The 22,185-nt window shown below is 62.4% G+C and carries 19 protein-coding genes, 2 tRNA genes and 1 pseudogene; 14 read left to right on the forward strand and 8 right to left on the reverse strand.

Annotation, left to right across the window (positions count from 1 at the left end; genetic code table 11):
* Positions 1–112: 112 nt before the first annotated feature.
* Together istA and istB are read left to right on the forward strand one after the other, a co-directional pair.
* A complete protein-coding gene (gene istA, locus RLDS_RS41910; RefSeq protein WP_009823850.1) occupies positions 113–1,636 on the forward strand; it encodes an IS21 family transposase in 1,524 nt (507 codons plus the stop codon).
* On the forward strand, positions 1,626–2,432 hold the full coding sequence (gene istB / locus RLDS_RS41915; RefSeq protein WP_009821099.1) for an IS21-like element helper ATPase IstB: 807 nt from the start codon (positions 1,626–1,628) through the stop codon (positions 2,430–2,432). Before istA ends, istB begins: the two co-directional genes overlap by 11 nt.
* 51 nt (positions 2,433–2,483) lie before the next feature.
* On the opposite strand, the pseudogene RLDS_RS41920 reads toward istB, so the two are convergent.
* A pseudogene (locus tag RLDS_RS41920) lies at positions 2,484–2,768 on the reverse strand (transposase); the annotation flags it as partial.
* A 496-nt stretch (positions 2,769–3,264) separates the two neighbouring features.
* Entirely contained in the window at positions 3,265–3,501 is a 237-nt protein-coding gene (locus tag RLDS_RS41925; RefSeq protein WP_021226404.1) for a DUF5818 domain-containing protein, read from the reverse strand.
* Positions 3,502–3,775: 274 nt separating this feature from the next.
* Between RLDS_RS41925 and RLDS_RS41930 the strand changes: the two genes are divergently transcribed.
* On the forward strand, positions 3,776–4,678 hold the full coding sequence (locus RLDS_RS41930; protein WP_021226405.1) for an exonuclease domain-containing protein: 903 nt from the start codon (positions 3,776–3,778) through the stop codon (positions 4,676–4,678).
* 137 nt (positions 4,679–4,815) lie between these two features.
* Here the strand turns inward: RLDS_RS41930 and RLDS_RS41935 are convergent, their stop codons facing one another.
* A complete protein-coding gene (locus RLDS_RS41935) occupies positions 4,816–6,174 on the reverse strand; it encodes a tyrosine-type recombinase/integrase (RefSeq protein ID WP_021226406.1) in 1,359 nt (452 codons plus the stop codon).
* Positions 6,175–6,360: 186 nt separating this feature from the next.
* A tRNA-Ser gene (locus RLDS_RS41940) sits at positions 6,361–6,450 on the reverse strand.
* Between the two features lie 136 nt (positions 6,451–6,586).
* Here RLDS_RS41940 and hspQ point away from each other — a divergent pair.
* The 8 genes from hspQ to RLDS_RS41980 all read left to right on the forward strand — a co-directional run bounded on the left by hspQ (position 6,587) and on the right by RLDS_RS41980 (position 16,870).
* A complete protein-coding gene (gene hspQ, locus RLDS_RS41945; RefSeq protein WP_031298291.1) occupies positions 6,587–6,958 on the forward strand; it encodes a heat shock protein HspQ in 372 nt (123 codons plus the stop codon).
* Between the two features lie 100 nt (positions 6,959–7,058).
* On the forward strand, positions 7,059–9,026 hold the full coding sequence (locus tag RLDS_RS41950) for an OPT family oligopeptide transporter (RefSeq protein WP_021226408.1): 1,968 nt from the start codon (positions 7,059–7,061) through the stop codon (positions 9,024–9,026).
* Between the two features lie 89 nt (positions 9,027–9,115).
* Positions 9,116–9,298: a DUF3606 domain-containing protein gene (locus tag RLDS_RS41955; RefSeq protein WP_021226409.1), complete on the forward strand. Its 183-nt coding sequence runs from the start codon at positions 9,116–9,118 to the stop codon at positions 9,296–9,298.
* A 163-nt stretch (positions 9,299–9,461) separates the two neighbouring features.
* Positions 9,462–12,287, forward strand: coding sequence for a TonB-dependent receptor (locus tag RLDS_RS41960; protein WP_021226410.1), 2,826 nt, complete (start codon positions 9,462–9,464; stop codon positions 12,285–12,287).
* Between the two features lie 70 nt (positions 12,288–12,357).
* Complete coding sequence (locus RLDS_RS41965; protein WP_021226411.1) at positions 12,358–13,758, forward strand: purple acid phosphatase family protein; 1,401 nt, start codon at positions 12,358–12,360, stop codon at positions 13,756–13,758.
* An 11-nt stretch (positions 13,759–13,769) separates the two neighbouring features.
* Complete coding sequence (locus RLDS_RS41970; RefSeq protein ID WP_021226412.1) at positions 13,770–14,840, forward strand: phytase; 1,071 nt, start codon at positions 13,770–13,772, stop codon at positions 14,838–14,840.
* Positions 14,841–14,913: 73 nt separating this feature from the next.
* The gene (lgt, locus tag RLDS_RS41975; protein ID WP_021226413.1) at positions 14,914–15,816 is read left to right on the forward strand and encodes a prolipoprotein diacylglyceryl transferase; all 903 of its coding nucleotides are present in this window, start codon (positions 14,914–14,916) and stop codon (positions 15,814–15,816) included.
* Positions 15,806–16,870: a class I SAM-dependent methyltransferase gene (locus RLDS_RS41980; protein WP_021226414.1), complete on the forward strand. Its 1,065-nt coding sequence runs from the start codon at positions 15,806–15,808 to the stop codon at positions 16,868–16,870. The genes lgt and RLDS_RS41980 overlap by 11 nt, the downstream gene beginning before the upstream one ends.
* 18 nt (positions 16,871–16,888) lie before the next feature.
* Here RLDS_RS41980 and gmk read toward each other — a convergent pair whose 3' ends face one another.
* On the reverse strand, positions 16,889–17,554 hold the full coding sequence (gmk, locus tag RLDS_RS41985; RefSeq protein WP_009820539.1) for a guanylate kinase: 666 nt from the start codon (positions 17,552–17,554) through the stop codon (positions 16,889–16,891).
* Positions 17,555–17,607: 53 nt separating this feature from the next.
* On the opposite strand from gmk, the gene RLDS_RS41990 reads away from it, so the two are divergent.
* Positions 17,608–18,180, forward strand: coding sequence for a DUF2585 domain-containing protein (locus tag RLDS_RS41990; protein WP_021226415.1), 573 nt, complete (start codon positions 17,608–17,610; stop codon positions 18,178–18,180).
* Positions 18,181–18,186: 6 nt separating this feature from the next.
* On the opposite strand, the gene RLDS_RS41995 is transcribed toward RLDS_RS41990, so the two are convergent.
* Together RLDS_RS41995 and fumC are read right to left on the reverse strand one after the other, a co-directional pair.
* Positions 18,187–18,528, reverse strand: coding sequence for a hypothetical protein (locus RLDS_RS41995; protein WP_031298296.1), 342 nt, complete (start codon positions 18,526–18,528; stop codon positions 18,187–18,189).
* A gap of 40 nt (positions 18,529–18,568) precedes the next feature.
* A complete protein-coding gene (gene fumC, locus RLDS_RS42000; protein WP_021226417.1) occupies positions 18,569–19,954 on the reverse strand; it encodes a class II fumarate hydratase in 1,386 nt (461 codons plus the stop codon).
* 122 nt (positions 19,955–20,076) lie between these two features.
* Between fumC and RLDS_RS42005 the strand changes: the two genes are divergently transcribed.
* Complete coding sequence (locus RLDS_RS42005; protein ID WP_021226418.1) at positions 20,077–21,294, forward strand: MBL fold metallo-hydrolase; 1,218 nt, start codon at positions 20,077–20,079, stop codon at positions 21,292–21,294.
* Positions 21,295–21,354: 60 nt separating this feature from the next.
* Here RLDS_RS42005 and RLDS_RS42010 read toward each other — a convergent pair.
* Positions 21,355–21,441: transfer RNA gene (locus RLDS_RS42010), tRNA-Leu, on the reverse strand.
* 154 nt (positions 21,442–21,595) lie between these two features.
* Between RLDS_RS42010 and RLDS_RS56520 the strand changes: the two genes are divergently transcribed.
* Positions 21,596–22,159 carry a hypothetical protein gene (locus tag RLDS_RS56520; RefSeq protein ID WP_021226419.1) on the forward strand — a complete coding sequence of 188 codons (564 nt, stop codon included), beginning with the start codon at positions 21,596–21,598 and terminating at the stop codon, positions 22,157–22,159.
* Positions 22,160–22,185 lie beyond the last annotated feature (26 nt).

The raw sequence follows: 22,185 nt of genomic DNA on the forward strand, positions 1-22,185 counted from the left end.
TGTTGATTTCCACTGAGAAGTGACCCGGGTAGGGCGTAAATTTCCACTGAGAATTGACCCATGTTGAACTCGTCCCTGGCTTTGACAAGCGAGGGTATATGGAGTGTTGGACATGGCGTTATTGAGCGTTATCCGGCGCTGGCATTTTCGCGATCATCTACCGATCCGGGAGATAGCGCGGCGCACCGGACTATCACGCAACACGATCCGCAAATATTTGCGGTCCGAGACGATCGATCCGCGGTTCAAGGTGCCTGATCGACCAAGCAAACTGGACCCATTTGCTGAGCATCTGGCGGCCTGGCTGCGGCGCGATATGGGCCGATCGCGCAAGCAGAAGCGCACGATCAAGCAGTTTCACGCCGATTTGGTGAGCCTGGGTTATGAAGGATCCTACAACCGGGTTGCCGCTTTTGCTCGGGACTGGCGCGAAGATTATCGGCGCCAGCAACAGATTGGCGGGCGTGGGACATTCGTGCCCCTGTCGTTCGCGCCGGGGGAAGCTTTCCAGTTTGATTGGAGTGAGGACTGGGCAATCATCGCCGGGGTTCGGACCAAGCTGCAGGTCGCGCATTTCAAGCTCAGTTACAGCCGGGCATTCATCGTGCGCGCCTACCTGCTGCAAACCCATGAGATGCTGTTCGACGCCCATAATCACGCCTTCCGCGTGCTGGGCGGCGTGCCGCGCCGGGGTATCTATGACAATATGCGCACGGCCGTCGACAAGGTCGGGCGTGGCAAGGAACGCACCGTCAACGCACGCTTCCTGACGATGGTCAGCCACTATCTGTTCGAAGCTGAGTTCTGTAACCCGGCTGCGGGATGGGAAAAGGGGCAGGTCGAGAAGAATGTCCAGGATGCGCGGCACCGTCTGTGGCAACCCACGCCGCAGGTCGAAAGCCTTGATGCGCTGAACCTGTGGCTGGAGGAGCGCTGCAAGGCGTTATGGGAGGACATCCCTCACGGGATCGAACCCGGATCGGTTGCCAATGCCTGGGCCGATGAATCTGAGTGTCTGATGGTTGCGGGCAGGCCCTTCGATGGTTTTGTGGAATATCGCAAACGGGTATCGCCGACGTGCCTCATCCACTTTGAGCGCAATCGCTACAGCGTACCGGCCTCTTTCGCCAATCGCACTGTCAGCCTGCGCGTCTATCCTGATCGCTTCCAGGTCGTCGCCGAGGGGCAGCCAATCTGCGCACATCAGCGCATCATCAACCGCTCTCACGACGGTCCAGGTCATACGGTTTATGACTGGCGCCATTATCTGGCGGTCGTGCAGCGCAAGCCCGGCGCCCTGCGCAACGGTGCGCCCTTCCTTGAGCTACCCGATGCGTTCCAGCGTCTGCAGCGACATCTGTTGCGCAATCCCGGCGGCGACAGGGAAATGGTCGAAATACTGGCGCTGGTTCTTCATCATGATGAGCAACTGGTGCTGACGGCGGTCACCATGGCGCTGGAGGCTGGCGTTCCGACCAAGACCCATATCCTCAATCTGCTCTATAGGCTGGTCGACGGAAAACCGATCTCCACGCCGCCGGTGACGGCGCCCCAGGCGCTCAAGCTGGTCAGCGAACCGATGGCCAATGTCGAACGCTATGATGATCTGCGCAAGGAGAAGCGTCATGCGTCATGACCCTGCCAGCGGCGCCATCGTCGTCATGCTCCGCAGCCTCAAGATGCATGGCATGGCGCAGGCCGTCACCGATCTCATGGAACAGGGATCTCCAGCGTTCGAAGCCGCCATCCCGATCCTCTCCCAGTTACTCAAAGCCGAGACAGCAGAACGGGAGGTTCGGTCTGTGGCCTATCAGCTCAAGATCGCGCGCTTCCCTGTCTATCGCGATCTGGCCGGCTTCGACTTTACCAGTAGCGAGGTCAATGAAGCTCTGGTGCGTCAGTTGCATCGCTGCGACTTCATCGACATCGCCGACAATATCGTGCTGGTCGGCGGTCCTGGCACCGGCAAGAGCCATGTGGCAACGGCGCTGGGCATCCAGGCCATCGAACATCATCGAAAGCGCGTCCGCTTCTTCTCGACGGTCGAACTGGTCAATGCGCTCGAGCAGGAAAAAGCACAGGGCAAGGCCGGTCAGATCGCCAATCGCCTCCTGCACTCCGATCTCGTTATCCTGGATGAGCTTGGATATCTGCCGTTCAGTGCTTCAGGTGGCGCGCTGCTCTTCCACCTGCTGAGCAAACTCTACGAGCGCACCAGCGTCATCATCACCACAAACCTGAGCTTCAGCGAATGGGCCACCGTGTTCGGCGACGCCAAAATGACCACGGCGCTCCTCGATCGGCTTACCCATCACTGCCACATCCTGGAGACCGGCAACGATAGCTTCCGCTTCAAAAACAGCTCTGCCAAGCAGGCCAGAACCCAAAAGAGAAAACCACGGGTTGACCCACCCGTGACACCCGAAACATAATCCGCAGACGGGTCACTTCTCGATGGAAAACCCGGGTCACTTCTCAGTGGAAATCAACAGCCAGGCCTTGTCGCCACCGACCAACTCATCCGCTTGCCCCCACAACGTCGCCTCCAGCGGCGCGCTATCCCAGATCCCGGCACCGATGAAATGATGCAGCCGGTCATAGCTGAGCGCGTCTGCGCGGGCCGCGATGGGTTGGATGCTCTTGCGATCGCCGGGGCCAATCAAGCCGGCGATGTAGGCTGGGCACATCCGACGCCGCGTCTTGTTACCCAACTTCTGCAGATACGGCTCAAGCCAATGCTCGAGATCCCGCCGCCAATCCTCTTCCACCGCCAGCCTCCATCAAAGCTGGCTTCCTATGAATCACGCATTTCCTCTGCAGGGAATCCCAAAAATCACACTTCTGCCAAAGTAGTGCTAGCCTTCCCTTCAATCAGGGTGCGTTCGGCAATGATGCCCGACTGAAGATTGCGCTCCATATGGACACCACCGGTCAGACTTGTGTCGCTTGATGGAGCTGCCAATCTCGGCAGTTTGTTTTCACGCTTTCCGTAACGGAACTATTCTCCTTTATGTCCGATTCATACAATGCGAATCGATTGCATGAGCATAGCAGGATAGCGCGACCCGAAGGCTTCAAGCCTTTTACTGGCCCGCTCGGCTTTGCCGGGCGGGCCTTTGTTGTTTACGCGGCCCCTGCTTTTACAGCTGTCTTCTTGGCCCGCTCCTTCGATGCAATCGACGTCGACACAGTCGCACTGTTCCCTCGGCCGCTCGCGACCCAACCCAACCGGCTAGGAGCACCTCAAAGCGCGATTTCCGGACGCTACATGCCGATGCTACTCATCGCATGCTGGATCGGCCTCATGGCCTCGATCCAAATTACTGCCACGCTTTGTGCGCCTGTGCGAATGCCCTCGACGACAACATTGCTTTGCAGCAGATGCCCGACATCCTTCAGCTTTCCGATCTCCCAGAAAGCGCCATCACGAGCCTGGACATACAGGCTTGTCGCGCCCGCAATCAGCATGCCTTCAAGGCGGAAATATGAACCGATATTCATGTGCCTGATCTATGCGGGGCGGTATCGGATTCCATGTTTCGTGCCATATGCCGTGCGATTTCTCCGGCGATCCGAAACCAGTTTGTCATTCCGCAGGAACGAGCCCGCTGATCTTGCTGCCACCGCCCTGCTTCTCGCCTGCCAAAGCGTCTGTGTGATGTTGGACAGCAGATCATCATCGATGTCGGCATGGCTCCCAAAAGCCAATGCACATCGAAGATTGTCCGCGCCAAGGGCCTTGTGCAACGCTTTAAGCGCCGCGTATGATCCTGATATGTTCCAACCCCTTCACGCCAACCTCTCTGCCAACGCCGCGGCAACTGCACGAAATGGCGATACCGAAGAACCAGACTTCGTGGTCATCGACGTCGAGACGGCGTGCTCGCGTGTCAGCAGCATCTGCCAGATAGGCATTGTCGGCTTTCGCAACGGCGCTGTCGCGTTTGAGTATGAGACCCTTGTCGATCCGCAGGATCATTTCAGCAGCTTCAATACGCGGATCCACGGGATTGCTGCCAGCCACGTACTGGGCCAACCCTGTTTCGCTGACGTTCACGGCATCCTTCAAGCCCATCTGAATGGCCGCACGACCGTGGCCCATTCCTATTTTGACAAGGGCGCCCTCGCAGCAGCATGCCGTATAAATGATCGCGCGATGCTCGAGACCACATGGCTGGATAGTGTCCGAGTTGCCAAGCGCGCCTGGCCCGAGCTGCCCAGCCATCGGCTCAATATCGTGGCGAAACATCTGGGTATCCCGCTCAAGCATCATGATGCGCTCAGCGACGCCCGCGCGGCAGGCATGATCGTCGTGAAAGCGATCGATCATACCGGTTTGCAATTATCAGACTGGCTGGCACCCCAGCCAAGAAAACGCGCAACGGCACCGCCCACGCCCGCTCCCGACGGCACATTGAAAGGTCAGCGCATTGCCATTCTTGGCGAGTCTCGCAACGGCCGCCTGGCGCAACAAATTGCCGCCAATGGTGGTCGGATCATGGCATCAGTCGGCGCAACAACGACTATGCTGGTGGTCGCAGCGGACGAGCCATTTGGCTATGTGCGTTATGACGCCGAATTCAAGAAGGCCGAAGCTCGTCGCCTGGCGGGCGATGATATCCATATCGTCTCGGCCAGCGCACTGCTCAGCACATTACCGGATCGGCGCGATGTCTGATCGCAGGACGCTTCGCCAGTGGCGCGTGTTACCTGGGCGAGGACATCTATCCAAGCGGCCATTCCATAATGTGGCGAGCACAATGGAGGGGGCCGACAGCCCCCTCCTGTCATGAAGGATTCTGCACCCGCCTTACTCTAGCGAGCAATGATCTTAGCGGAGCTGCGCCTTCGGGTGGGAAAACGAAACTCGATATCGACAGGTGGTAGCACCCGTCGACGCGATTGCGGTCCCATTGCCTTTGCGGGCAGATCAAGCAGGACTGACGGTGCGGACAAGCCGTCACTCAACATGTCAGCCCAGGCCATGGCGAGTTCCCTGCGACGGGGCATGTAGGCTGCGCGATTATACGCCCCTTCAACCTTGCCCGTAGGGACATGGGCAAGCATGAGGTCGATCACTTTGCGATCATGTTCCTTGCCTTCGCGCTCGGCCCACTCATTCATGATCGTAGAGAAGGCGGCGCGGAACCCATGAGGGACATGGTGGCCGTGGTAACCGGCCCGATTGAGAAGATAGCCGATGGCATTTTCGCTCATGGGGCGATGGGCGTGGCGGTTGCTGGGGAAAACCAGCGGTCCTTCACCCGTAAGCGGCCACACTGCCCTCAATACCGCCAATGCCTGTGGCGTGATCGGCACGAGATGATCGCCGTGGAGCTCATCCTTGCGATCGGCGTCGCCCTTCATCCTCCAGGCCGGAATGCGCCACAAGGGCTCCGAGCCGTTCAGATCCTCGAACTCATCCCACTGCGCGCCGCGCAGTTCACTGGGTCGCACCGCGGTCAGCGCGAGCAGACGAAGGGCGAGACGCGTGACGGGGCGCGCATAATCTTCCTCAGCCGTGCGGATCATCCGGCGAAGGGGAACGAGATCGGTGATTGCAGGCTGACGCCCTTTTCGCAGGGGCTTGAGGACCGCTCCCAGCTTCTCGGCAGGATCGCTCGTCGCGATACCCTCTGCGATACCATAGATGAAGACCGCTGAAATGCGCTGCCGGACGCGCTTTGCAGTCTCGATCGCGCCGCGCGCCTCGATCTCCCGCAAGACGCTCAGAACGAGCGGGGGCGTCAGCTGGGCGATCGGCATGTCACCGATGGCCGGAAACACATCCCTTTCCAGGCTGCGAATAATATCGGCGGCATGTACGATAGCCCATTGCGCTTTGGCATTCTCATGCCACGCCCGCGCGACCCGCTCGAAGGTCTGCCTGCCGGCCTCGAGCTTGGCCACAACCTTGAGTTTCCTCAGGATCGTGGGATCGTCGCCTTCCATCAGATGTCCGCTGGCCTCATCCCGCTTCGCTCGGGCATCCGCCAATCCCACCTGGGGCCAGGCGCCGAAGGCCATCGTTTTCTGCTTGCCGTCGTAGCTGTAATTCCACCGCCACAGCTTTCCCCCGCTCGGCGTCACGAGCAGGAACAGGCGATTGGTGTCGGTCAGTTTGTAGGATTTGGGGCGGGGCTTGGCCGCCCGGACTTTGGCGTCACTGAGCATCGGTCGTCGTCTCCAAAAAGTACCACGTTTTTCGACCGCCGAGACCACGAATCAGTACCACAATCACCGCAAAACGCCTGCGGAGGGCTGTGGACGACTGCGGCCGAGCTGGTGAGCCAAGCGTCAGTAATCAGGGAGAAAAAGTCGATATCAGTGGACTTCTGGAGACCCCTGCGGAGGGTCAAATGGCGGAGAGGGTGGGATTCGAACCCACGTTACGGTTACCCGTAAACCGCATTTCGAGTGCGGCGCATTCGACCACTCTGCCACCTCTCCGCAGAAGGTCCGGCAAGCGCCGTTGGCGCTGCTTTCCCGGTCGAGCGGCGGCCATTAGCGGATGAAATCACGCTTGCCAAGCGACCTTCGGGGTATTTTTCTTGTGTCGTCGCAGCGCGGCCCTAAATTAAGCCTCATGAAAGAGATGAGTCAGATTTTTGGCGCGGGCATGACGGCCCCGCCGATCGTCCATGCGCGCTTCAGCATCGGCGATGTGGTCAAGCACCGGATGTTCGGATTTCGCGGCGTCGTGTTCGATATCGACCCGGTCTTCGCCAATAGCGAGGAATGGTATGAGGCCATTCCCGAAGAAGCCCGCCCCGACAAGCATCAGCCATTCTATCATCTGCTCGCGGAAAATGGTGAATCCAGCTATGTCGCCTATGTCAGCCAGCAGAATCTGGTGACGGACGACAGCGACGAACCGGTCGACCATCCCGCCATTTCCGGCATGTTCGGCACCTATGCCAAGGGCAAATATCGGCTGCGCGCGCTGCACCGCCACTAATGCCGGGCCTGCCCTTCCCGACCATCGCCCAAGTTTGCGATTGATCCGCCGTCCGGCACGATTATGACCGAACCTTGGCAGGATCGACAAGGGGTAAGCGGTGACGAACGAACAGCCACAGACCAGCGGCATCGCCGAACTGACGCTGCGCGGCGTCATTCTGGGCGCGCTCATCACGCTCGTCTTCACCGCCGCCAATGTCTATCTGGGCCTCAAGATCGGCCTGACCTTCGCCACGTCGATCCCCGCGGCGGTCATTTCCATGGCGGTGCTGCGACTGTTTTCCACTGGCACCATCCTGGAAAACAATATCGTCCAGACCATCGCGTCGGCGGCCGGCACTTTGTCGGCGATCATCTTCGTGCTGCCGGGCCTGGTCATCATCGGCTGGTGGCAGGGCTTTCCCTACTGGCTGTCGGCCTTCACCATCGCGACCGGCGGCATATTGGGCGTCATGTATTCCGTGCCGCTGCGCCGCGCGCTGGTGACGGGATCGGACCTGCCCTATCCCGAAGGGGTGGCAGCGGCCGAAGTGCTGAAAGTCGGCGCCGGATCGCGCGAGGGCCTGGAGGAAAACAAGCGCGGGCTGGCCGCCATCGTCGCCAGCGCCCTGTCCGCCGCCACCTTCTCGATCGTCGCCAAGACCCGGCTGATCGCGGAGGAAGCCGCCACCTTCTTCAAGCTGGGGGCGGGTGCGACGTCGGTATCGACCAGCTTTTCCATGGCGCTGATCGGTGTCGGCCATCTGGTCGGCCTGTCGGTGGGCGTCGCCATGTTCATCGGCCTGCTGATCAGTTGGGTCGGCCTTGTCCCCTATCTGACCGCGCCAACCCCCGCCGGCGCTGATCTCAGCGCGGTGGTCGGAACCGTGTTCAGCACCAAGGCGCGCTTCATCGGCGCGGGCACGATCGGCGTCGCCGCCATCTGGACCCTGCTCAAGATCCTTGGCCCCATCATCAGCGGCATCCGCTCCGCGCTCGCCGCCAATGCCACGCGCAGGGCGGGCAATGCCGGGCTGCTCGACATTACCGAGCGCGACCTGCCCATCGGCATCGTCGCCGGCACGATCGCCGCTGCGATGCTGCCCATTGCGCTTCTGCTCTGGGTCTTCGCGAAAGGGGGGCCGATCGCCCTCAACCCCGTGCCCGTCATCGGGCTGACGCTGGCCTATGTGCTGGTGGCCGGCATCGTCATCGCGTCGGTCTGCGGCTATATGGCGGGCCTGATCGGCGCATCGAACAGCCCGATTTCGGGCGTCGGCATCCTCGCCGTGCTGGGCGCTTCGCTGCTGCTGGCCGCCATTTACGGGTCGGGCGGCGACGAAGGCCAGACACAGGCGCTGATCGCCTATGCCCTGTTCACCACCGCGATCGTCTTTGGCATCGCGACCATTTCCAATGATAATCTTCAGGACCTCAAGACCGGGCAGCTGGTCGGCGCGACGCCCTGGAAGCAGCAGCTGGCGCTGGTGCTGGGCGTCATTTTCGGCGCGCTGGTGATCCCCCCGGTGCTCGATCTGCTCAACAGCGCCTTCGGCTTTGCCGGGGCGAGCGGCGCGGGCGCCAATGCCCTGCCGGCCCCGCAGGCGGCGCTCATTTCGGCGCTGGCCAAGGGCGTGCTGGGCGGCGATCTCGACTGGGGCCTGATCGCTATCGGGGCGGGCATCGGCGTTGTCGTGATCATCGTCGACGAAGCATTGGGCCGCGCCGGCAAGCTGCGCCTGCCGCCGCTGGCCGTGGGCATGGGGATTTATCTGCCCATGGCGCTGACGCTGCTGATCCCGGTCGGCGCGGTCATCGGCCATGTCTATAATCGCTGGGCGCTGCGACAGGCGAACCCGGAATTTGCCGAGCGCATGGGCGTGTTGATGGCGACCGGCTTCATCGTGGGCGAAAGCCTGTTCGGCGTCGCCTTCGCCGGCATCGTCGCGGGCACCGACAGCGATGCGCCGCTGGCGCTGGTCGGGGAAAGCCATTGGGCGGTGCCGCTCGCCATCCTGATCTTCGCCGCCGTGATCGCGGGCCTCTATGCCCGCCTGCGGGGCTGGGCCAGCCGCCCCCTGTCCTAAAGAGCCCCCTGTCCTAAAGGGAAGGGGACTTGGCGCGCCTTTTATGCGTTGCTTCTTAGGAAGAGGCAATCAGGGAGACGCGCCGAGCCATGACGCCAGAGGAAAGCCACAGGACGCCGCTGAACCCGGCACGCGTGTCGTTGGAGCGGGAAGAGGAGTGTCTTTACTGGGCCAACCGGTTCAGCGTGTCGCGTGACGAACTGGTCGAAGCCGTCGACACCGTCGGAGACGATGTCGATGCCGTCGCGGCCTATCTCAATGTCGGGCGCTGAACCCAAGGGGTTGAACGTGCAGAAGGTCACGCAGCTGCAATCTTAATGACTCTTTTTCGTCATCGTGATGGAATGAAGCTGTCGCAATAATCTCTCATGGGCCGGGCAGCCGGCAGGCGCGCGCATGTCAAGCGCATCGCTACGGCAACAGGGAGATTCCAGAATGAACCGCCTTTTACGCGGCGCAAGCCGCGTTGCCCTTACCCTTGCGCTCACCATGCCTGCCGCAGCCCTTGCCGGCACGATCAGCGGCACGGTGTCGGACGGCACCGGAACCCGCGCGCTTCAGTCGACGCAGCTCACCATCGTCGAACTTGGCCGCATCGCCGAAGCCGGCCGTGACGGCTCCTATCGCTTCCCCGACGTCGCGCCCGGCACCTACACGATCGAGGCGCGCTATGTCGGCGCAGACCCGGTCCGCACCACCGTCGTGGTCCCGGCGACCGGCGATGTCGACGCGGATATCCGCATCGGCTCCAATGTCGACGCGTCCATCATCGTCGTCGGCCAGGTCGCCAACCAGGCGTCGGCCCTGTCGCGCCAGCGCGCCGCCGATGGCGTCGAAAGCGTGCTGACCCGCGACGCGATCGGCCAGTTTCCCGACCAGAATGTCGCCGAATCGCTCCGCCGCCTGCCCGGCATCAACATATTGAACGACCAGGGCGAAGGGCGCTTTGTCTCGGTGCGCGGTCTTGATCCATCGCTGAACGCAGCCTCGATCAATGGCACCCGCCTGCCGGCACCGGAAAGCGACACGCGCCAAGTCGCACTCGATGTCATTCCATCCGAACTCATCGAATCTATCGAAGTCAAGAAGTCGCTGACCCCCGACATGGACGGCGACACCATTGGTGCCTCAATCGAAATCAACACCACCAGCGCCTTCGATCGGAAAAAGGATCTCTATTCCGTCAAACTGGAGGGCAGCTATAATGAATTCGCCGACGCACTGACGCCCAAGGGCAGCTTTGACTTTTCGACCCGCATTACCGACCGCCTGGGCATCGCGGGTGGCGCCAGCTATTATAAGCGCAAGTTTGAGAGCGACAATATCGAGGGCGCCGACTGGGCGATCGACGACAATGGCAACGCCTACGCCGCCGAGCTGCAGTATCGCGACTATGACGTGGAGCGAAAGCGCATTGGCGGAACCCTCAGCCTCGACTGGCTGGCGACAGACACTACCAAGCTGTACGCGCGCGGCATCTACAGCCAGTTTGACGATCAGGAATATCGCGGCGATGTGATCTTCATCATGGACGAGGCCCCCCGCGCCTCGACCGCGAGCAGTGCCGAATTCTCGTCCGAGGATGGTCGTATCGAGGTGCGACGCCGCATGAAGGATCGGTTTGAACGGCAGAAGATCAAATCGCTGACCCTGGGTGGTGAAACCAACACCGGACCATGGAAGATGACATATTCGGGCAGTTGGTCTGAGGCCAGCGAACGGGAAAATGGTTCCATTGACCCCACTCGCTTCCGCGCCCGGTTCGAGGAAGGCGACAACCTGAACGTCGGCTTCGATTATTCGAACCCTCGCAAACCTCTCTACAGCGTCAGCGGCAGCGGCTCGGACGCCTTTTTCGATCCGACGACCTATGGCTTCAATGAACTGGAGCAAACCATCCTGTCGGATGCGCGAGACCGCGAATATGCCGTCAAAGGCGATATCTCACGCGCCTTTGCATCGGACGCGGGCACTTTTACCGTGCAAACGGGCATGAAAGCCCGCTGGCGCAAAAAGAGCTATAATCTCGAATCAACCCTCTATGACGGCTATGATGGCGACTACTCGCTTGCCGATGTTCTGGGCGGACAAACCTATCGCATCCAGGATATCCTGCCGCTGCCCAGCCACACCGGCCCGACCGACTTTTTCAACGACAATCGTAATAATTTCGAACTGAACCCGATCGATACGCAGATCAACTCAAATTCGTCCGATTATTCGGTGAAGGAGGACATCCTCGCCGCCTATCTGTTGGGCCGTTGGGACAGCGAAAAGCTACGCGTTATCGCTGGCGTACGCATGGAGCAAACACGCAACGACATTCGCGCCAAGCTGACGCAATTTGTGGAAGAAGGCGGCGAATATCAGGGCGAGGAACTGGATGAGGACACCGTTTTCGTTACGCCAAACCGGTTCGTGCGCAACTATACCGACTGGCTACCCAGCATCACGGTGCGCTACGAGCCGGTCCGTAATGTCGTGCTGCGCGCCGGCGCCTACAAAAGCCTCGTGCGCCCTAATCTATCGAGCCTGACGCCACGCTTTACCATTAACGAGGATCTGGAAGCGGAAACCGGCAATCCGGAACTCAACCCCTATCGCGCTTGGAACATCGATGCGTCGGCAGAATGGTATTTCGGCAGCAACGCCGCACTGACCGGCGGCTTTTTCTGGAAGTCGATCAAAGATTTCGTCGTCGAACAGCGTACCCGCGATGCTGGCACGCTTTACGGCGTGCAATATGAGGAACTCTCAAGCTTCATAAATGGGGACAAAGCCAAGGTGAAGGGCTTTGAATTGTCCTACAGCCAAGTAATGAGTTTCCTGCCTGCACCGTTCGACGGCCTGCTGGTAAATGCCAACTACACCTATACCGACGCCAAGGGCACGGTCCTGACCGATGGCGATATCGCCGATCCGCGCCGCATCCCGCTCGCTTCTTCGTCCAAGAACACGTTCAACGTCGTGCTCGGGTATGAAAAGGGTCCGATCTCACTGCGTGCGGCGGGCACCTATCGCGACAAATATCTGGACGAACTGGGCGGCAGTGCGGAAGAAGATCGTTATGTCGATAGTCATTTCCAGGTCGATCTGAGCGCGAAATATCGCCTGGTGCCTGGTGTTCGCCTGTTCGCCGAATGGATCAACGTCGGCAACGAACCGTATTTCGCCTATCAGAACTTCGCCGGCGGCAAGCGCCTGCTTCAGTTCGAGGAATATAACTGGACAGCCAAGTTCGGCATCACTGCCAGCTTCTGATCCGTTGCCTCATCCTTTTCTGCCGGCCGCCCCGTGCGGCCGGCAGTCCTGTTTCCATGAAGGGACGCGCATGATCCGTCTTTCTTTCGCGGCGCTGCTGCTCGCGTCGGCGCTGCCGGCAGTGGCGCAATCCGCGCCTCAGCCCCCGGTGCCCCGGTCTGCCGGCACCCCTTATGCCGCGCGCAGCCTGCCCGATCGGATCATGCTGACGCCCGCGGCGGACCCGTCCCGCGGTGTGGCGGTCAGCTTCCGCACCGACATCGCCCAGGCAGCGAGCGAGGCACAGATCGCGGTCGCGGTCGATGGCCCCACGCTCGAACGGCAGGCCCGCACGGTCAGCGGCCAGCCCGGCACGCGCAAGGACAGCGCCAATGGCCCGGCGCTCTATCACCAGATCCGTTTCACCGACCTGACGCCCGACACCGTCTACGCCTATCGGCTGAAAGGCAGCGCGGGCTGGAGCGAATGGCTGCAATTCCGCACCGCCGCCACGCAGGCAAAGCCCTTTCGCTTCCTCTATCTGGGTGACATTCAGAACGGCATCCTGACCTATGCCAGCCGGGTCATCCGTCAGGCCTTTCATGCCAATGGCGGCATTGACCTCGTCCTGCATGCCGGCGACCTTGCCGCTCAGCGCGACGATCTGGACCATGACGACGAATGGGGCGAATTCAATCAGGCGGGCGGCTATAACTGGTCCATCGTTCCGCAACTGCCCGCGACCGGCAATCATGAATATGTCGACGTGACGTTGCCCGACGGGCGGGAAAGCCGCGCGCTCGGTCCCTATTTCCCCTTGCAGTTCGCGCTGCCGGACAATGGCGCGCCCGGCGTCCAGACAACCTATTTCGTCGATTATCAGGGCGTGCGCTTCATTATCATGGACGGCACATCGGCCATGGACCTGGGCACCATGGCGGCGCAGACCCGGTGGCTGGACGCTACGCTGGCGTCGAGCAAGGCGACATGGAATGTCGTGCTGTTCCACCAGCCCGTCTTCACCTGCGCCCGCCCCGATGACACGGCTGAGATCAAGGCCGCCTGGAAGCCGATATTCGACGCGCGCAGGGTCGATCTGGTGCTGCAAGGCCATGACCATTGCTACAGCCGCCTGACGTCGGAGGCGGGACGCGAAGCCTCGGCCACGGCGCGCGCGGATGGCGCGGTCCAGGGGCCAGTCTATGTCGTCTCTGTCACCGGGTCGAAAATGTACGGCTTGAATGACCGCGCCCGCACCCAGCCCGACAAGGTCGCAGAGGCGACCGAACTTTATCAGGTCGTGGATGTCGACGGCGACCGGCTCACCTTCCGCACCTTCACCGCGTCGGGTAAGCTCTATGACGGCTTCGATATGGAAAAGCGCGCCGACGGCAATCATCTCACCGACACGACCGAGCCGACCATCGCCATACGCACCTGCACCGGCGCTATCGGCCCAGACGGCGGCCCATGCGTCGCGCGCGGCAAATAAGGAGCACATCCATGAAACATGTGGTCCTTCCCCTGACCGGCCTGCTCGCGCTATCAGCCTGCGCGGCAACAGAACAGGAAGCGCCGGTCTCGGTCCGCATCGCCAATGCAACGCCAGCCGTATCGGTGACGGCGCGCGGCGAAACCACGCCGGTTGGCACCGCCAATGCCGACGCCGCCGATGATCCGGCCATCTGGCGCAATGCCGCGGACCCTGCGCAAAGCCTGATCGTGGGCACCGACAAGAAGGCGGGCCTTTATGTCTATGGCCTTGACGGCGGGACACGCGACTTTCTGGACGCTGGGCACGTCAACAATGTCGACCTGAAGGATGGCGTCGTCATCAACGGCACGCCGGGCGTTCTGGTCGCCGCGTCAGACCGCAGTGACGTCGCCCATGCGAAGGTGGCGCTGTTCCGGCTCGATACCGCGACCGCGAAGCTGACCGCCATCGGCAAGGTCGATGGCGGCACGGGCGAAGCCTATGGCCTGTGCCTTGGCCGGGATGAAAGCGGCCTGTCTGCCTATATCGTGCTCAAGGACGGGACCATCCACCAGATCGCGCTCGACACATCGGGCGCGACGCCCGCTGGGCGCATTGTGCGCACCCTGAAATTGAGCAGCCAGGCCGAGGGCTGCGCGGTCGATGATCGCACGCACATTCTCTATGTCGCGGAGGAAGATGTCGGCCTGTGGCGTTTCGACGCGCGCGCCGATGGGGCGACCATACCGACCAAAATCGCGGCGGCGGACGGCAAGAATCTCGTCATGGATGCCGAAGGCGTGGCCATCGCCCCGATCGGCGAAAAGGACGGTTATGTCCTCGTTTCCAGCCAGGGCGACAATGCCTATGTCCTCTATCGCCTGCGCGACGACGCCTATGTCGGCCGCTTTCGCGTGGTCGATGGCGCCATCGGCGGGTCGGAGGAAACCGACGGCATCGAATTGATGCTGGGCGATTTCGGACCAGCCTATCCGGGCGGCCTGTTCGTCGCGCAGGACGGCCATAACGCGGCCGCCGCGCAGAATTTCAAGCTCGTCGCCTGGGACGACATCGTCCGCGCGCTCGGCCTGCCTCGATAACATAAGACTGAAGGGGGCGGACAAAGCGCCCGCCCTTTCCAGCAGCCTCTTGGTCTGGCGCGGCCCTTGCTCTATGGGGGCAGGCCTGTCCATTTTGAGGGAAGCCGATTTGATCCTGGACCTTGCCGCGGCCGCTTCGAGTGCCATCCACTTCAACGATCTGGGGCTTGATCCGGTCGCGCTCGACCTCGGCTTCTTTCAGCTGAAATGGTACAGCCTGGCCTATCTCGCCGGCATCCTGATCGGCTATTGGTATCTGCTGAGGCTTGTGGCGCAGGCCGGATCGCCCATGGCGCGCCGCCATGCCGACGACATGATCTTCTACGCGACGCTGGGCATCATCATCGGCGGCCGGCTGGCCTATGTGATCTTCTACCAGCCCGAAATCCTGGCCAATCCGCTGGACATCTTCAAACTGTGGAATGGCGGCATGTCCTTCCATGGCGGCGCGGTCGGCGTGTCGCTCGGCATCCTCTATATGGCGCACAAGGAAAAGCTCAGCTGGCTGCGCATCCACGATTATGTCGCCTGCGTCGTGCCCTTCGGCCTCTTCTTCGGCCGGCTCGCCAATTTCGTGAATGGCGAATTATGGGGCAAGGCGACCGACGTGCCCTGGGCGATCGTCTTTCCCACCGGCGGCGACGTGCCGCGCCATCCCAGCCAGCTGTATGAAGCAGGGCTGGAGGGCATCGTCCTGTTCCTGATCCTGGCCTTCGCCTTCTGGAAGACCAAGGCGCGCTACAAGCCCGGCATGCTGGTCGGCATCTTCCTGCTGGGCTATGGCTGTTTCCGCTTCGCCGTCGAATATTTCCGCGAAGCCGATGCGCAGTTGATGGAGTTCGCCGCGCGCACGGGCCTGCATATGGGCCAGTGGCTGTGCATTCCGATGATTTTGGCCGGCCTCTATTTCATCCTGACCGCCAAGGGCCGTCGCCTGCGCGTCGAGCCTGTGGCGGGAAGCGCCAGTGTCGCCTGATCCGCTGCCGCTGGCCGACAGGCTGGCGCGGCAGATCGCCTCTGGCGGGCCGATTTCGGTCGCCCATTATATCGCCGAGGCCAACCAGCATTATTATGCCACCCGCGATCCCCTGGGCGCGGACGGCGATTTCACCACCGCGCCGGAAATCAGCCAGATGTTCGGGGAGCTGGTCGGGCTGGCGCTGGCCGACATCTGGATGCGGTCGGGCCGCAGCGCCCAGGCCGCTTATGTGGAATTAGGCCCCGGACGCGGGACGCTGGCGTCCGATGCGCTGCGCGCCATGCTGCGCGCCAGCCTGACGCCGCCGGTCCATCTGGTCGAAACCAGCCCGGCACTGCGCGGCCGCCAACAGGCGCTGCTACCGACAGCCACCCACCATGACACGATCGCGAGCCTGCCCGAACAAGGTCCGCTGCTGGTCGTCGCCAATGAATTTTTCGACGCGCTGCCCGTGCGCCAATGTATCCGTGTGGGCGATGAATGGCGGGAGCGCGTACTGCTGCCACGGGAAGAACCCGGGCGTTTCATCGCGGTCGCGGGCTATCGCCGTATCGAATCGGGCCTGCCGCCGATCGCGACGGATGCGCCCGATGGCGCGATCCTGGAATCGCCGATCGCCGGCGCGGAAATCGCCTATGCGCTGGCGCAGCGGATCGCGCGACAGGGCGGCGTGGCGATCATCATCGATTATGGCTATGAAGGGCCGGCGCTTGGCGACACGCTTCAGGCGGTACGGGCGCATCAATTCGCCGATCCCTTCGTCGATCCGGGCGAGGTGGACCTCACCACCCATGTCGATTTCACCATGCTCGGCAATATGGCCCGGCAGGCGGGGTTGCGCGTGCATGGCCCGGTGGGCCAGGGCAGCTTCCTGCGGCGGCTGGGCATAGACGCCCGCGCCGAGCAACTCGCCGCCCATACGCCCGCCCGCGCGCAGGAGGTGCAGGATGCAGCGCATCGCCTGACCCATGAGGACGCGATGGGCACGTTGTTCAAGGCGATGGCGTGGACGCACCCGGACTGGGCCGACCCGGCGGGATTCGAAGGCTAATAGGGCGTAAACGCCCGCTCAGTCGTCCTGATGATAGCGGCTGAGCTTGCGGATGAAGCCGATCAGGCCGGTCTGGCGGCTGCGCTTCATCCGTTCGGCATGCAGGATGGTCTGGACGCGGCGGAAACAATCCTCCGCATCGACATTGCACAGCACATAGTCATAGCCGTCCCAATGCGCGATCTCGCCCGCGGCGCGCGCCATGCGGCCTTCGATCACGTCATTGCTGTCGGTGGCGCGTCCGCGCAGTCGGCGTTCCAGTTCCTCCATCGACGGCGGCAGGATGAAGATGCGCACGACATCGCCCCCGGCAATCTGGTGCAATTGCTGCGCGCCCTGCCAGTCGATGTCGAACAAGACGTCCTTGCCCGATTTCAGCATCGCTTCCACCGGTGCGCGTGGCGTGCCGTAGCGCTGGCCGAAGACATGCGCCCATTCCAGAAACTCATGGTCATTCGCCATGCGCCGGAAATCTTCCAGGTCGACGAAATGATAATCCTTGCCGTCGACTTCGCCCGGCCGCATCGGGCGGGTCGTCGCCGACACCGACATGGACAGATCCGGCTCGGCCGCCAGCAATTTGCGCGCGATCGTCGATTTGCCCGCGCCAGAGGGCGACGACAGGACGAACAGCACGCCGCGGCGCTTGAAATCGGGAATATCTGCTGGGATGGTGTCGGCCATGGCCGCTAGTGGCCGGAAAGACGCATTTTTGCAAGAGGCGGGGGATCGGCGGATTGGCGGCATCGCATAAGCGGCGGAACAGGCGCGGTTTCCTGCTGGCAGTCCTGATAGCGGCCATGGCGTTCGGGCTGTTGGTCCTGATGGACCGGCCGCTGCTTTGCACCTGCGGCCGGTTGGAATTGTGGCATGGCGCGCTCGACAGCGGGAACAGCCAGCATATCGCCGACTGGTACAGCCTCAGCCACGTCATCCATGGCTTCCTATTCTATGCACTGACGCGCTGGTTGCTGCGGCGGCAACCCCTCGGCATGCGGCTTGCCCTTGCGGTGGGAATTGAGGCGGCGTGGGAGATATTGGAAAATTCGCCCGTCATCATCGACCGTTATCGCACCGCGACGATCGCGCTTGGCTATTCGGGCGATTCCATCGTCAATTCGATGAGCGATATTGCGATGATGGCGCTGGGCTTTGTCTTCGCGGCGCGCGCGCCACTGTGGCTGACGGTGGCGCTGGCGATCGGGCTGGAACTATTGGCACTTGTCGTCATTCGCGACAATCTGACGCTCAACATCCTGATGCTGACCTGGCCGGTCGAGGCCATTCGCGACTGGCAGGCCGCGCTGTAGACGGGGTCAGCGCTGGCTCGTCTTGCGCGCGCTTTCGATCGGGATGGCCTCGCCGGTGCGGTCGGGCAGCAGTTTCTGCACCTTCTTCGCGTCGGCCGCGCGCTTCGCCTCGAACAGCTTGCCGGCCATATAGGCGCCCGTCACGAACATCGCGCCGGCGGGATAGCGCAAGATCAACCGCTTTGCCCCTGCGCCCGCGAGCAGGCCGATCACGCCCTTCTTGCCCGTGTCCGCCGCGACGCGCGCCGCGACCAGCGTGGCGCCGACGCGGGCGGCCTTGCGCAATATCCCCCGCTTCTTGTGCGATTTGGGGGGGACAAGAGCGGGGGGCGCGGATTTCCTCTTCATGAACGATCAATGTATCGCGCGCCGACTGGTTCCGCCAGCATCAGACCATATTTTCCGGCCGCACCAGTCGGTCGAAGGTCGGGCCATCCACCAGCCCCAATTCCAGCCCCGCCTCGCGCAGCGTCTGCCCGCTCTTATGCGCATGTTTGGCAATGGCGGCGGCATTGTCATAGCCGATTTCGGGCGCGAGCGCCGTCACCAGCATCAGCGACCGGTCGACCAGATCGGCGATCCGTTCTTCATTCGCCTTCAGCCCATCGACACAGCGTTCGGCGAAGCTTTCCATGCCGACGCTCAGCAAATGAATGGAGCGCAGCACATTGGCGCCGATCAGGGGCATGAACACATTGAGTTCGAAATGCCCCTGCATGCCGCCGACCGTCACCGCCTGATGATTGCCGATCACCTGTGCCGCCACCATGGTCAGTGATTCGCACTGGGTCGGATTGACCTTGCCCGGCATGATCGAACTGCCCGGTTCATTGGCCGGCAGATCCAGCTCGCCCAGGCCCGATCGCGGTCCTGATCCCAGGAAGCGGATGTCGTTCGCGATCTTCGTCAGCGCCACCGCCAGCGTGTTGAGCGCGCCGGAATAGAAGACAAGCCCGTCCTTGGCGGCAAGCTGTTCGAACTTATTGGGGCCCGCTTCAAACGGCGTTCCGGCAATGTCGCTGATCGCCGCGACCATGTCATCCGCCCAGCCTTCGGGCGCATTGAGACCGGTGCCGACCGCCGTACCGCCAATTGCCAGCTTGCGGATATTGCCATTGAGCGCGCCTTCGATCCGCGCCTTGCTGCTGATCAGCTGCGCGGCATAGCCGGAAAATTCCTGCCCCAGCGTCAGCGGCGTCGCATCCTGCGTATGGGTGCGGCCGATCTTGACGATGTGGCTCCACGCCCTGGCCTTGGCCGTGAGCGCCGCGGTCAGCTTTTCCAGCGCCGGAATCAGCCGGTCGCGCGTCGCCAGCACGGTGGCGACGTGCAGCGCGGTCGGGAAACTGTCGTTGGACGACTGGCTCATATTGACGTGATCATTGGGGTGCACCGGGCTCTTGCCCCCGCGCGTGCCGGCCAGCTTTTCATTGGCATAGCCCGCGATCACTTCATTGACGTTCATATTGGTCTGGGTGCCGCTGCCCGTCTGCCAGATGACGAGCGGGAACTGATCGTCGAGCGCGCCCGATATGATGGCCTGCGCGGCGTCCTCGATGCCTTGGACGATCTGCCGGTCGAGGCCATGTTTCGCATTCACCCGCGCCGCCGCCTGCTTCACGATCGCCTGCGCGTGGACGATGCCGATCGGCATGCGCTCGGTCGCGCCAAAGGGGAAATTTTCGATGCTGCGCTGGGTCTGCGCGCTCCAATAGGCGGTCGCGGGGACTTCGATCGCCCCGATGCTGTCGGTTTCTGTGCGCGTGTCGGCCATGCGGCGGGACTCCCAATTGAGAACAGATCGCAAAATATGTAGCGACACGCGACGGGATTCCAACCCTTGCCCGCTTCGACCGCTGCGCTATGCACGGGGCCGTCACCAGCGCGGGAGCATATATGGGTCGGCTTGTCACCATCGTCCGGGGCGCGGGCATCGCGCTGCTGTTCCTCGTTATCGCGCTGTGCCTGGCGATCACGATCCTGCCGCCCTTTCTGGACCGCATCTATTATGACGGACCGGTCAGCCGCCATTATGACGGCGCGCATTTCTTCAATCCCGACGGAGAGATAGACACCCCTGCCCCGCCGGGCGTCAGTCGATCGACCTTCATCACCCGCACACTGCTGGGCGACGATGATCGCCCGGCCTGGCCGGAAGCGGTGGCGGTCAAGCCCTCCCGCCCAGCGCCCTTCGCCGCCCCGCGCGGCATGACCGCGACCTGGGTCGGGCATGCGACGGTGCTGGTGCAGGCGGCGGGCCTCAACATCCTGACCGACCCCATTTGGTCCGACTATGCCAGCCCCTTTCCGCCGCTTGGCCCCAGGCGTGTGGCGCAGCCGGGCATCCGCTTCGACGACCTGCCCAAGATCGATCTCGTCCTGATCAGCCACAATCATTATGATCATATGGATCTGCCGACACTCAAACGGCTCTGGGCGCGCGACCGACCCAGGATCGTCACCAGCCTGGGCAACGATACGATCCTGAAGCATCAGGGCATCCCGGCGACCGCGCTCGATTGGGGCCAGTCGATCAGCGGCGCGGCGCTCAATGGTCTTGCGCCCCAGGCGGTGATCCAGTGCGGCAATTACGAACATTGCCCCGACTATCGCGTCCATGTGACGCGCAACCATCATTGGGGCAGCCGCTGGGGCAGCGATCGCAACCGTGCGCTGTGGTCGAGCTTCGTGATCGAAACGCGAGCCGGCAACATCTTCTTTGCCGGCGACACGGGTGCGGGCGACATGGGCTGGCCCATCGAGGCGCGTCGCTATGGCCCGATCCGACTGGCGCTCATCCCGATCGGCGCCTTCCGTTTCTGGAAGGGGCAGATGCAGTCCGACGCGCATATCGGCCCGCTCCAGGCGGCGGAGGTATTCAAACGGCTGGGCGCATCAACCGCCATCCCGATTCACTGGGGCACGTTCCGCCTGTCCTATGAAGGGTGGAACACGCCGCCCCGGATGCTGCAACTGGCGCTGGGCTGCGCGGGCATCCCGGTTGACCGCTTTGCGCCGCTGCGCATCGGCCAGGCCCGGCCCATCCCGACCATCAGCCCGGTGCCATCCGTTCCCCGCCGCTGCGACGAACGCGCAATCCGGGCGCTGGAATAGCGACGCGGCCGCAGGTCGCGCGCCGTCGCCTGTCTGGCATAACAATGCTGAAAGAAATGATGGTGCGGTCGAGAAGACTCGAACTTCCACGGCCTTTCGGCCACAACGACCTCAACGTTGCGCGTCTACCAATTCCGCCACGACCGCACATCAACAGGGAAACCGGCGGGGCCGGTGCCTTGGTAGGAGGCGGCCCTTAGCAAAGGCTTTTGGGCCATGCAACAAGTGATGTGCGTCTGCGTTAGCTTTGTCGTGGGAAACGAGGATGGATCCGCCAGCAGGGCGGAAGGGAGCGGACGACATGCGATTATGGATGCTGTCTGGCGGCACGGTGGCCGCTGCTGCGGCCATGGGCCTGACGCTGGGAAGCTACGCCATCAGCCCCCAGAGATCACCGCTGGACCAGCCGTACGAAGAGCCGATCAGCTCCGATTTCGCCGCCGCCCCGGCCGCGATGCCCGATCCTGGCCCCCAGGTCATCCACTGCACTGGCTGTGGCCCGACGCTGGCGGATCGCCGCTATGCCGCCGACATGGCGGGCTATGACAGCTATGCCATGATCGACGGCGGCAGCAGCGACCCGGTCGTGCGGGATTATATGGCGCAGGAGTATGACGCGCCGAACTATGCCATGCACGCGCAAGACAGCACGGACGACGGAACTGCGATGAATACGGCCCCGATCCCGGCCATCCATCAGTTGCCGCCCAATGTCGTGCGCTTCGCCGATAGTCCGTCAGCCGCCGAACGCGCCGCACCGCCAGTAGCGCAGCGCGTCGCGATGGGCGAAGCGCCAATACCGGCCGCTTCGCCGCGATCCGCCGTGGTCCAGCCCGTCAGGACCCAGACTGCCAGCGCCTATTGATCCCCTGCCGCCAAGCGGTCAGCAGA

Origin of the sequence: Sphingobium lactosutens DS20, from assembly GCF_000445105.1 — a bacterium.
Classification (GTDB): domain Bacteria; phylum Pseudomonadota; class Alphaproteobacteria; order Sphingomonadales; family Sphingomonadaceae; genus Sphingobium; species Sphingobium lactosutens.